This is a genomic window from Haloarcula sp. 1CSR25-25, assembly GCF_032027985.1.
GTDB lineage: Archaea > Halobacteriota > Halobacteria > Halobacteriales > Haloarculaceae > Haloarcula.
In genome coordinates this window covers 43,694-55,267 of the sequence record NZ_JAHYBW010000014.1, presented here as the reverse complement: position 1 = coordinate 55,267, position 11,574 = coordinate 43,694, and the positions used below count along the sequence as shown (strand labels likewise).

15 protein-coding genes and 1 pseudogene are annotated in these 11,574 nt (G+C 54.4%); 15 read left to right on the top strand and 1 reads right to left on the bottom strand.

Annotated elements, in window-relative coordinates; genetic code table 11:
• The 3 genes and pseudogenes from KZ498_RS24100 to KZ498_RS24090 all read left to right on the top strand — a co-directional run.
• Positions 1–95, top strand: a pseudogene (locus tag KZ498_RS24100) (IS5/IS1182 family transposase); the annotation flags it as partial.
• Positions 96–213: 118 nt separating this feature from the next.
• The gene (locus KZ498_RS24095; RefSeq protein ID WP_312622210.1) at positions 214–657 is read left to right on the top strand and encodes a hypothetical protein; all 444 of its coding nucleotides are present in this window, start codon (positions 214–216) and stop codon (positions 655–657) included.
• On the top strand, positions 657–923 hold the full coding sequence (locus KZ498_RS24090; protein WP_312622208.1) for a hypothetical protein: 267 nt from the start codon (positions 657–659) through the stop codon (positions 921–923). The genes KZ498_RS24095 and KZ498_RS24090 overlap by 1 nt, the downstream gene beginning before the upstream one ends.
• Before the next feature lie 322 nt (positions 924–1,245).
• Here KZ498_RS24090 and KZ498_RS24085 read toward each other — a convergent pair whose 3' ends face one another.
• Positions 1,246–2,478: a hypothetical protein gene (locus tag KZ498_RS24085; RefSeq protein ID WP_312622207.1), complete on the bottom strand. Its 1,233-nt coding sequence runs from the start codon at positions 2,476–2,478 to the stop codon at positions 1,246–1,248.
• A 233-nt stretch (positions 2,479–2,711) separates the two neighbouring features.
• Here KZ498_RS24085 and KZ498_RS24080 point away from each other — a divergent pair, with 233 nt between their 5' ends.
• The 12 genes from KZ498_RS24080 to KZ498_RS24025 all read left to right on the top strand — a co-directional run bounded on the left by KZ498_RS24080 (position 2,712) and on the right by KZ498_RS24025 (position 11,549).
• Entirely contained in the window at positions 2,712–3,347 is a 636-nt protein-coding gene (locus KZ498_RS24080; protein ID WP_312622206.1) for a hypothetical protein, read from the top strand.
• On the top strand, positions 3,344–3,598 hold the full coding sequence (locus KZ498_RS24075; protein ID WP_312622205.1) for a hypothetical protein: 255 nt from the start codon (positions 3,344–3,346) through the stop codon (positions 3,596–3,598). Before KZ498_RS24080 ends, KZ498_RS24075 begins: the two co-directional genes overlap by 4 nt.
• Positions 3,599–4,064: 466 nt before the next feature.
• Positions 4,065–4,415 (top strand): hypothetical protein, encoded by a 351-nt coding sequence (locus KZ498_RS24070; protein WP_312622204.1) that lies wholly within the window; start codon positions 4,065–4,067, stop codon positions 4,413–4,415.
• On the top strand, positions 4,412–4,762 hold the full coding sequence (locus tag KZ498_RS24065; RefSeq protein WP_312622202.1) for a hypothetical protein: 351 nt from the start codon (positions 4,412–4,414) through the stop codon (positions 4,760–4,762). The genes KZ498_RS24070 and KZ498_RS24065 overlap by 4 nt, the downstream gene beginning before the upstream one ends.
• A 365-nt stretch (positions 4,763–5,127) precedes the next feature.
• A complete protein-coding gene (locus KZ498_RS24060) occupies positions 5,128–6,450 on the top strand; it encodes a hypothetical protein (protein WP_312622200.1) in 1,323 nt (440 codons plus the stop codon).
• A 145-nt stretch (positions 6,451–6,595) separates the two neighbouring features.
• Complete coding sequence (locus tag KZ498_RS24055; RefSeq protein ID WP_312622199.1) at positions 6,596–7,264, top strand: hypothetical protein; 669 nt, start codon at positions 6,596–6,598, stop codon at positions 7,262–7,264.
• Positions 7,265–7,360: 96 nt separating this feature from the next.
• On the top strand, positions 7,361–8,122 hold the full coding sequence (locus KZ498_RS24050) for a hypothetical protein (RefSeq protein ID WP_312622198.1): 762 nt from the start codon (positions 7,361–7,363) through the stop codon (positions 8,120–8,122).
• A 130-nt stretch (positions 8,123–8,252) separates the two neighbouring features.
• On the top strand, positions 8,253–8,663 hold the full coding sequence (locus KZ498_RS24045; RefSeq protein ID WP_312622197.1) for a ribonuclease HI family protein: 411 nt from the start codon (positions 8,253–8,255) through the stop codon (positions 8,661–8,663).
• 641 nt (positions 8,664–9,304) lie between these two features.
• Positions 9,305–9,760, top strand: a complete 456-nt coding sequence (locus KZ498_RS24040) for a hypothetical protein (protein ID WP_312622195.1) — start codon at positions 9,305–9,307, stop codon at positions 9,758–9,760.
• A 96-nt stretch (positions 9,761–9,856) separates the two neighbouring features.
• Entirely contained in the window at positions 9,857–10,429 is a 573-nt protein-coding gene (locus KZ498_RS24035; RefSeq protein ID WP_312622194.1) for an XF1762 family protein, read from the top strand.
• Positions 10,430–10,632: 203 nt separating this feature from the next.
• Positions 10,633–11,193, top strand: coding sequence for a hypothetical protein (locus KZ498_RS24030; RefSeq protein ID WP_312622192.1), 561 nt, complete (start codon positions 10,633–10,635; stop codon positions 11,191–11,193).
• A complete protein-coding gene (locus tag KZ498_RS24025) occupies positions 11,190–11,549 on the top strand; it encodes a hypothetical protein (RefSeq protein ID WP_312622190.1) in 360 nt (119 codons plus the stop codon). Before KZ498_RS24030 ends, KZ498_RS24025 begins: the two co-directional genes overlap by 4 nt.
• Positions 11,550–11,574 lie beyond the last annotated feature (25 nt).

The following is an 11,574-nucleotide window of genomic DNA, read 5'->3' as shown; positions in this document are numbered from 1 at the left end:
GCGACGCCGTGCGTGCGCGATCTTGGTACGGTGAATTTCGTGAACTCGTCTTGATGTGTGCGGTTCACAATATCAAGCAATCGCTAAAACAGTGAAATCAAGCTACGTCTGGCGATTCACCACGGCCCTATAGTTGAAACAGCAAAGCGAGTCTAGGTATTTGGGCACGCCTGCCTCCGTGAGGTCGGTTTCATTTTTCACGGAAAATCTGATATGACATCTCGAAACTCAAATCTTGAGCGTCCTACGCGAGTCGAACCGGCAACCGATAAAGTCGAAAAGGTCTACACCCGATACGGGATCAAGTCTCTAGACCATCTCGAACTGGTTATTGAAGACTTGATGTGCAACCGCGGATGGTCCCACTACGAAGCCAGTGACGAGTTTCGCGCTGACCTCGTCGCTGCCTATCAGGATGCATATCTCCAACGGAGTGACAAAATCGTCATTTCTGACGCAATGGATGCTGCCCTCAAAGATGCATCCTACTGGGTCATCAACGGTGAACTCAAGCCCGGTGCTAACATCGGTGATGTCGTTGCCCCGAAGTTGACCGCCTACATCGGGGCCATTCTGCCCGCTTACGCAGCTCGTGGGCTGGATACCACTGGATATCTCCAATTTGACCAACCTGGCGACGGTCGTGGTGAAGCCTAATGGCAACCACAAGTCCCCCAGCGACCCCCGAGTGCTGGGATACAACGACCGAACAGACTCCGATCGGGGTGAAAGTCACTGCGGAGAAGCCTGACAGCCCCGGCTGGTACGTGGTCAAAGAATACCCGCACGGAGCAGAACTGTCTTACCGCCACGAAGCAAACCTGCCCGGCGGATTCAAAGTCCTCGACAAAGAACGATTCGTCGACGTCGAGAGTGCGGTCGCCGAACTTGAGCGTAAAACAGCGGTAGACACGTGCCGATAGATTGCTATTCCTCCAGTCCCAACGATGAGAGGTGACTGGCCCCAATCGGATACCGTAGAAATCAGCGTTCGGCGGCCAGATGGGTGGATGACCGTCTCATTTCCCAGTGACGTCGAAATTGAAGTTGCCGGTGGAAAAGTCGATGGGCAACTCGCGCTTACACTGATAGGAAAACGAGACGGACAACCCCACATCGTCGAGCCAGGGATCCTCGATATTGAACCCAGTGACGAGCAGTTCTTGGACACGGATGTGCCACGGACAGCAGATGGGACGAGCGCTGTACTAGCGCATCTTCTGTCTGAGTGAAGTCGCCAGCGGTTCAGGACGGGGTTTCGTCAAACCGGTCCTTCAAATCGGGATAGTCGAACAACCGGGCGACTGCCTCAAGATAGCACGTCAAAATATAAGCCTGTGAAATATACTCTATCTCCTCTGCATCTGCCGGCAATTCAAATTTATCAAGCAACTCATACAGCGGCCCTACTTCTGCTAAGTCCGAGGCTTCCTCTGAAATGATGTCAGAGGTCTCTTCTTTCGCCTCCTGAAGCTCGTCCTCAGCCCACGAAGTGTCCTGGCAAAGCCAATGCGACCATGCTTCAACGTCAACCTCTCCGTTCCACTCAATCTGAAGATCCACCTTCTCATTACATGCCGTGAAGAGGTCGACTGCCTGCTTCCCTTTCAGTACCATTTCGAGCAACAGATGAGAACGGTGGATAGCGTGAAGCATTGCAGATTGAGCCTTCTCTGGAGACACGTCGCTACCGAGCGGGACAGTCCCCTCTGAAATACACGACTCAAATTCGCGGATTGCCTCCATAGTGACTGATGAAAGGTAGTACTGGACAGCGGTATCGACGTTAATCGTAGACCGGAGGGTGGTGATACTATCGCGAAGGCTGTCCAATTGGGTCTCTTGATCGGCAGATAACTGATACTCGGTGTCTAACTCAAATGTTACAGACGTAGCCTCTTCCTCAGTCACCGTGAACTCAATAGAGAAAGATTCGAAATATTGCTCTAGTTCGGGGTCATCAATTGCGACAGTGTAACTCCCGGATGTCAGTTCCAGTTCCGTCAAGCCCTCCGCTGGTATCGTTACGTCAGCATCAGTCTCGTGTCTTTCCTCCAGGAATTCGTCAGCAGGAGAGAGTGTGGTGCTGAGGCTGCCAAGAAAAACATCGTCACATCCTAAATGAGCAGTTCCAGTCCCGAGCTCCAATTCAACCAGAGCCTCTGTCTCCCCATCCTGGATATCCAACTTCTCATTCACGGTCTTATAGGGGTCGTGAGAGACTGTTATCTTCCCCGTCCTGACGCGGGGGGCGAGTTTGAATTCGACCACGCCTTGGAACTCCTCGGTCTCTGCAGTTGCCGCCGTGGCCTCAGCATCGTCTTCACTATCCAATGGGGTGAACGTCACCTCTGCCCCGGGAACTGGGTTGGTCGTTTCTTCGTCTACGACCAGCACGTTGATGTGCGAAAAATCGATTGCATGTGCCGCGTTATCTGCCGATTTGGAGTCTGAAATCTGCTGACCTTGGTCTGGCATAGTTGGACTGTGTTCATGCTCCCCAGAAATCTGAATGTGCCTGCTGTAGACAGTCAGTCTTCCTGAGGTTGATAAAGGAAACACGCAGTCCCGTCACTTATCTTTTGTTCAACCCTTCGCTGAAATGCGGTGAGCCGGCGTATTGAGTCCCACGCCGAGATGAACCAATGACTGCCACTACGTGTGCTGTAAGTGTTCGGACGGCCAATAGTGCAATCACCGAATACCGAGGCGTGACGTTTGCCGACAGAGGAGTCGATCCCGATACAGGAGTCCCGGGTGTGATTCTCCAGTACAAGTGCCAACCGGGTGAAAAGACGCCAGACACCGAATTCATCGAGAACGGAACCATCGTCAGCAGTTACGATGAAGTGTGTCAGACCCAGCCGGCAGACGACTTCTCAAAGTATCTGAGCGACGAAGCACGCCACGGGGAGAGCGTGCCGCCGCATATTCCGGCGGGGACTGAAATCGAAGCCAGCCCTGGCGTTCTCTCTGGAGAGTGTGACAATGCCGTGCTAGTACCCAAGCAAGCAATCGACCTGGTGAAACACCGCGCCGAAATCGAGTACAATGAACTCATCAGCGGGTATGGGAACGTCGACGACGAATTCCTTGCTGAATTCAACGACGCACTGTCCGAACTCGAAACGGAGTTGAATGCCTCAGAGGAAATCGCTCAGAACACCCAGTCGGACTCTCCCGACACAGTAGCCGTCGAATCTCCCCGGAAGTCCTTCGAATTCCTTCTCAGTGCAGCTGAACAACGACTCGCCCAACTCGAAGAGCATCCTCAGATGATGGCGAAACCTGCTGAGCTTGGAGCCGCTATTAGAGACCTCCGAGCAGACCTCGAACCGGCACAATGAGCACAGTCGAATTACTGAATCCGAACGGGCGTAACCCAGAGTGCACACATTCGTTCGACCTGGACGAGGAGGTTTATATCTCGGTCGACATCGCTGATCCCGACCGAGGGACCGATATCGTGTGTGCCGTAGTGGTCGACCGTGGCTACACTCGGCCGAGCGACCGGCCAGTCTACGTACTCGTGACTGACGAGAATCTCGAGTACTCACGCATTGAAACAAACGTCAGAGGCAACCACCCAGAAGAATGAGCCGACAAGCAACAAATCCCGCTAGTCGCGACCCTGCAGACGTCCTTGGGACCTCGCTTCCAGATACTGTCAGTGCCGCCTCCTTCGTCCGTCCCTACACCTACGTGGTTGTGAGGACGGACGACAACCGGCGCAAGCAGTTCGACAATCATACGGAGGGGAGAAAGATGAGTGGCGGCCTCCACACTCGTCACAACGCCATCGGACGCAGGGCTGTTCTCTCACGGCGTCACCCCAGTGCCACGTACAGAATATTCGCCGAAAAGAACGACAGTTAAGCGAGTATTCAGCGGGCCAGACGAGATAGGCCGCAGTATCGGTCAGGTCCTACATAGGAGGCCAAATTAATGACTGACAACACCCTTGACCCAGTAGTCGAAACGCTCTACAGTAGCCCCGGTAGTTGGCTGAATGCATCTACAGACGTGTACTACATGTCTGTTGGGGGGGAGGTCGAATCGAATCGTTGTGTCCCACTGGGGTTGAGTTCATCAACTTCCTGACGACAACTCTCCCAGCACACGCAGAGTTCTTCGAAGATATCCAAGAGGAACGCGAAAACAACGACAAAATCAACGGTGCAAGGGTCGTTTCCGAAGAACCCGACTTCAGTGCCGTTGACCAGCCAGTGACGTGGATAGAGCAGAACAAAAATCACGTCTTCATCAAAGAGTTCGTCCCGTTTGACGACCGGGTCACGACACGAGAAGGGCTCCAAGACGAGCTTCTAGAGATTCTCGACTACGAACCGGATTTCACGACAATATTCCAAGACGCAGCACGAGCCGCGAACTCCCCCACTCTCAGGAACGCATGACACGGCCACCCAAGCGACCCGACGACCTCATCGACGCCGATGCGTTTGAAAACCCAACTGGATGGGACTACGGAACCGTAGTCCACACCGGAGGCGGGATATATAATCGAATCTGGAAACAACAACGGGGAGAAACCACCATCGAAGTCGCCTACGACCCGAAGAAACCAAGCGGTGCCTCAGCCGGCCTCTACGACAGCAACAGGGAATGGCTGGGCGTCATCAAGACGCTTGAGCTGGACATCCAAGATCCAGACGAGCAAGACGTGCTCGACCTCGCGATTAAGTTGATGAAAGCCATCAACCACGGAGTATATGAAGACAGAATTGAGAATCTATCCCCATGAACAGTTCTGCTACGCCAGAGCCGATTCCGGCTGACGACCTTGGTCCCGCAGAGCGGAAAGTCCTCTCGATCATCCACCTCAACACAAACCCAATGCAAGGCGAATGGGTGTCGAAAAGTGTCATCAAAACCATTGCCTGCCCCTACGGGGAACTTAGTGGCTCAAAGGCCGACGATACACTAGACAGGCTCAAGGACAGAGGACTAATCATCCAAAGCGAGCAAGGTTACCAAACCGCTGAAGGTGTCGGTCGTCCCAAGCATCCAGGCGAAAAGTAACAATGAGACGGCGAGCGTTCCTCACTGCCGCAGGTGGGCATTGAGAGTGGCAGTCCGCGATGTATTCAGTATCGTGCAAAGTGAGCCATGAGCCTGCCCAGTCAGACAATAGTTGAGGACGGTATCATCCCGTTTTCGGGACTGTCTCCGCGTGACGGAGAGGTTAAGATACCGCGTGTCGTCGCAGAGGAACTTGACCTCCCGCGGTATCCCGAAGCGTCACTGAAAGAAATAATCGAATCGCTGCCATCAGCAGAGCGCAGAACGGTCGAGATTGACAACTCGTTCGTCGCGGGCAACGGGATCGTCGCGACCGACGAGGTCAAATCTCTGATAGAGTCTGACGACTCGATGGGGTCCGGCCTCAAGGAGTTCAACGATACGAATACCGGAGACCCGTTCGACGCTGGCCGCCAAGAGCCCACGCAGCGAGCTCACGACGCCCGAGCGATTGTGGACCCACGGCGAGAAGCACTTGCCGCTCTCGGATACAACGTCTCCTACCACTGGCAGATTGGGAGCGACGGGTACACGGTTATCAACCCGACCGACTGGTATTACAAATGCCATCAGACCCTAGAAAAGCACGGCGAGAGAGAGCCTATCGGCTGGGTAGAATTCTCAGACTTCGGCGGGGCAGTCGACCTCTACGTGCTGCTTCCATCGCAGCGGTTCATTCCGCCCACGATGGAAGAAGGCGATGAAGACCGTGGGCCAGTGTATCTCGGCTACCACTCCGGATACCGCTTCGATGGGACCCGCTCGCTCGATTTCGAACTGTTTGGATTCGACACGGAGCATCAGACAGCGTACTGGGCGCTCGGGAAGTCCAAGTCCCAACCGCATCGTGGCGATGTCATGCAGTACGCCAAAGACTGGTGGGAGAAAGGCTACGAGGATATCACCAGCGCCACCTCCGTCGACGGCGACCTGCTCGAAACCGTCGACGATGCATCCACGCTCAAGTTGGACTTCAGCAATGAGGATACCTGGGACCCCGCTGAGTTCATCGAGCATCTTGGACTCCCACCCACGTACGCAGAAGAAATCGCCGACCGGGCCCAGCAGATCAGCGCCGAACCAGACGTCCTCTCAATGTGGAATCTGTTCGTCAACATCAGCGCCGTCATCAACGAGAAATACACCGGCGAGGGGAAGTCACGGAATTCGATGACGTTCCAGGGACACGCCCGTGTGGGCCGGAAACTCCTGCGGGACCCCGAAACGGAAATCAACCGTGCTAAGCGGAAATACGACGAAGCAACGGATGGAGATGAAGATGTTGAGGAGTCACAACGGACTCTGAGTGAAAGTATCGACGACATCGACGGCGTCATTCAAAGCGAATCCGAAATGTCCACGCACGAGAAGTTGACCGTGACCCAGCAGATTCAGGACACACTGGGGTAATGGAAGGAGCTAAAGAAGTCCGCTTGAGACTGAACTAGAGTAAATCGGTTCTGAGACTGATTTTTATCCTGATTCGTCCGTGGGTTCAGTCACGCAACAGTATTCAGCCATCTGACGGTCTGAGTTGAGTCAGAGGAATACACCGATGGCAGTTGACAATCATACCACGGCGGCATCAGCCAGTAGTACAGGAGACGGCGGCCAGAGTGTGGAGACACTTGCAGACAGTGCCTCATTCGCCTGTGAAATCACCATTAGCGGGTCCGTTACCACCGAGAATACGATAGCCGTCCGAGAGGATGGGGAGGTCTTCAAATATCACGACGCGTGTGAGCCAGTCTGGATGAGCCACACCGTCGATACCTACGAGTGTCTACACTGCGACGAGCAGTTCGAAACGGAAGCAGAGGCCAGAGAGCACTTAGAACGGAAATACAACAGGTGGAAAGCCCGCTATACACTCCCAGGAGTCCCTCACAATTCGGTTGCAGAGTCAGTCAAAGACCAAATCCAGTTCCGGGAGCTTGAACAGTTCCGGTGGGACGGCGTCGAAGTTTCGGTTCGCCCGAGCGGGGAGAAGCGAATAGGCGAGATAGAAGACGGAACTGAGTACCTCATTGCATCCAGTCACCGGTCTTTCGCGTTGCCGCCCGACTATGAATTTAGCTCGTGGGAACCACTGGATGGAGGGAAACTCACATACCCTGACGGGGTCCCACGAATCAGAGAATATCCACTCAAGAAAGCTATTCACTATTTGTCGGTTGGTGTCGGAGCCAATTACGACAGCGAGAAGTACACGCTCTATGACTGAGGGTGGAGCCCCTTCGTCTTGGTAGCGCACGGGAAAGCCGTCGCTATCAATCCAGTAAGGCACCGCTCAGACCGGTACACGATTCCGTAGAGAGCCATGGACGGAAGCACAACGCTAACCGATTTTGCGGAAGAGCACGGGACGACAGATTCCATTAGCAATTCGAGTGCGGATACCACCGAGGTGTCTGAGCGAGATTCGCCAGACGACATACCGGCCCCTCTACTCTCGCTTGATGGAGCGGTCGACAAGAAATACATCTTTCCAGATCGCCACGTCTCACTCAATCAGGTCCCTCAGTACTGGGAAAACACCCGGAATTCTTGGAACCTCATTCCGGAAGGAGCGTTTTCGATCATCTTCGATAGCACATCGTGTCAGAACGGGTGGCCAACCGAGAGCGAACTTCAGACCGGTGTCTATCTCCGTGGGAAGCACATCTCGAATCCGCCGGCCCCCGTCGAAGTAGACGACCAACTGCTATGTGGTGCCGCAACGACCGCCGCTCAAGCGGCCCACAAGATTCTCTCCGAGTACGACTTGACCGACGCTCCCGTGGTCGGCCTGACGAAAGAGTGTTCAACAAGCCTCAGTATCTATCTCGACGCAAGGAAAAAGCCCCGACAGCGAACCGTTTTCCGCCAATCAGCCCCAGAAGAATCGGAGCTTGAAGCAACTATCCCAGCCACAGAACAATCCCCAGCGCTGTTTCACGGCTTCGAGCATATCCGGTTGTTCAACAAGAGCATGAAAAATCGTAGCAATCGCCCAGGACACGAAATCTACACAGAAGCGACAGAGCCGAGACTCTCCCTCGCCGACATAGGCTGGACCGGTATGCTCAACGATTCCCTCTGACTTTAATCGCTTGGAGTATTCAGCTCAGACGCAACAGTGTATGACTGTGGAGATGAGCGAGTGCGACTCATGCCAGTGGACAGATATTCGAGTGGATGGGTCCCCGTGTCCACAATGCGACGACGGAACAATGATAGTTGAGGATACGCCCGAGGAAGCCATCGTTCGTTTCGACGGTGGTGCCAGACCAAATCCCGGCGCTGCCGCCGTTGGGTGCTGGATTGACGGTGACGGCTGGAGTGAAGAGTACAGCGATACAATCGGGACGGCTACGAACAATCAGGCCGAGTACATGGCACTCATCCGTTCCCTGAAAGTAGCCCAGAAAGAAAATGTCGACCGTGTTGAGGTGGAGGGGGATTCCCAGTTGGTGGTCAAGCAGGTCAGTGGCGACTGGAACACGGATGACAGTGAACTCAGGGAACTTCGTAACCGAGCACAGGAGTTGGCCAACCAGTTCGAGTACTTCAGTATCAAGCACGTCCCGAGAAAAGCGAACAAGAAGGCCGATGAATTGGTAGACCAGGCCCTGTGCGAGTAGTACAATTAACAGGCGGGGACCGAAATCATGGCTGTCGCATATAATCACGAAGCGGAGTCAACCGAGTTCCATCCTCGATCGGAAGAAGCGAGGCACGACTTTGAGCTAACACAGCCGCAGAGCGTAGACGACCTCCACCTGACTCGGATTGAGAACGAGCAGGACATTCAAGCATTCCTGAACCAATTTGGGCATACGACTGAGGTGGGCGAGACGGAGGCCTGTTTCGGGGCCACCTGTCACGGATATCTCGTTGCCATCGGTGTCCTTGGCCCCGCCGCGTTTTTACAACACGTAACTAGCAGTGCAACTACCGTTACCCATCTGTGTGGCAGGCCAGATACCCCTCATAATACCGGAGCATGGCTTCTCGGGAAAATCCGGAGATGGGCGATTTTAGAAGGATACGACTCACTCTACGGTCTCGCAGACAAGAGAGGATATGCAGGGACAGCCTACGAAAGGGCCGGGTTCAGCCGAGCGCACTCTATGCAAGCACAATCCGCGCTCATGATGGAATCCATCTGGAAGTGTGATATTACACAGTTCCGCTGATATTCCGTATACCACCCTCCGGTGGTATTCAGCCATCTTGCTTTCGTGGGATGCTCGAAAAAACCAACAGTGGGCGAGAGGTGCCAATGGTAGAAACACCGGGGGACCAGCGACCTGTATCTCACCAGGTGATAGCACAGAACCGTAACGGAGTGGACTTATCCAAACTCACAGAAGGCGACTGGCACCCAGTCGAGGTCGAGGGATTTCTGACGAACGCAAAAATACTCCATGCCAATACCGCTGAAGACAAATTCGTGGTGAAATACGAATACCATTTCGAGATGTACGAGACAGTCGTTGATGGAGACGCGTTCCAGCCCATCGTTACAGAGGTTCGCAACCCAATCACCGACGACGAATTCGCTGCACTGAGTGAAGGTGACCGTGTTGCCGTCTATCTTCGAGGGTACGAAGCCACTCACAGCTGTTGGGTTGAAGAGGTGGACCGCGAAGCAGAGCAAATCTCTGTCAGCGGAGAATATGGCGGCCATAGTATTTCTCGAACAATCCCCCGCGAACTCATCTACTCCCAGTCGTAAGGGTCGCACGTCCCTGAAAACGATATTCTTGGCCGGTCCAAAGAAGCTTGAAACCGTAGAGTCCAGTATTCCAGCAATTCGCTCAGGTAAAACAATATGGAGGTCAAAACTGAACAGCAGACACTGGTAGAGGCGGGTTCAAGAAGCGACGAACCAGCCGCCTTGGATACCGCTCTTCCGACCGCCCCCAGTGTCGACGAACTAAATCTTGTCCGTGAGCGGACGAAGGCCCCGATTGACCTCTTTCTACAGGAACACCACCACCTCGGGTCAATACAGGGCTGGAAAGCCTGCTTCAGCGCTCGGTACCGAGGCCATATTGTAGCAGTCTGCATTCTGGGCCGACCAGCGAACCCCGACGTCGACGACGGGACGAATATCTATATCACACGGCTGGCTGCACGCCCCGACCGTCCACAGAACACTGGGTCTTGGCTCATCGCGAGAGCAAGAGAGTGGGCTGCATTGGAAGACTACGATACTTTAATTGCACTCGCAGGTATCGCAGGCAATCCTGGCACTGTCTATAGTGCTGCAGGATTTACCTGCGAGAACTTTGACGACCCCGATACCGGCGGCGGCGATAGCTGGCAGTCCCGCGAAGGGCGACAAGCATACGAGGAGTACGACAAGCGCCGATGGACGTGTGACCTTAGAAACTACCGATAGCAAGGGTAGAATACATTGTAGAGGATGCCCTCGAATACCTCCGGGGTCTGCCCTCCAAGTCGGTCGATTTCGCACACCTAAATGACGCCTGGGCCAGACCACAGCGCTCCGGTGGGTTCGGGGTCAACTATCGGACGCACCCCTTTGATGAAGACGATGCAGAACTCGTTGAAGGAGAGCCAAGAGTTGATACGAATCTGACAGTGGTCGAGTTTCTCGATGCGGTGTATGATGCTCTCCAGCCAGGTGGGTTCCTCGCCCTCGATACGGACTCTTATTTGATTTCGCGAGCCGGGAGCTACTTCGAGAAAGTATGGCCGGGTCGCTGCCAGTTTACCTATACAGTAACATCTCTCACCTCAGACGGAGTCCCGGATCGAAGCACTCCAGGTATGTACGGTTCATCTGGTGGCTACACCATCCTCATAGCGCAGAAGGAGGCAACGCCGGTTCCACAATCGCATCCTGTCGGGGGGCGGCATACACGAGGGTGTCCGTGCGAACGAGAACGGCGAGACTGGGAGTGGGGGACAGTCAAGCCACTAGCCCCTTATCTGGACCTCATACAAGAGTACACCTCACCAGACAGCCGGATTATCGAACCCTGTGCAGGCACCGCGCCAGCAGTAATAGCCGCAGAGCGGGAGTACGGGACTGACGTCGACGCCACAGCCATCGACATCGAGCCTGATGCAAAACGAGCCTACGAGCGCCGGCGTGAAGAAGAACTCCCGCGCCAGACAGGGATCGGAGAGTGGGGATGACGGACACTCCGCCACCAGAGCCACAAGAGATCACCGAAGCTATACAGAGCGTTCTTTACGAATTTACGCAAGAACGAGACGACATTACTGCTAACGACCCGATCACGGTTAACTCAGGGTACTGTCGAGAGTTCGCAGAAGAGGTACTGGATTATCTTGGGTACCCGAGTGAAATCACCCAGTACGATGCTTGGTACGTTCATTCATGGATTGAGTTTGACGGACAGCACTACGATGCAGAACACCCCCGAGGAGTCAAGCACCCGCGTGAGTTCCCTATCTGGGAACGAGTTACCGCCGACGAATACGAAATGGCAGTGTCCGACTGTGACATACTCAATCAGAAGACGCCATGAGGGATAACAGCGGAAACGGTGGTGT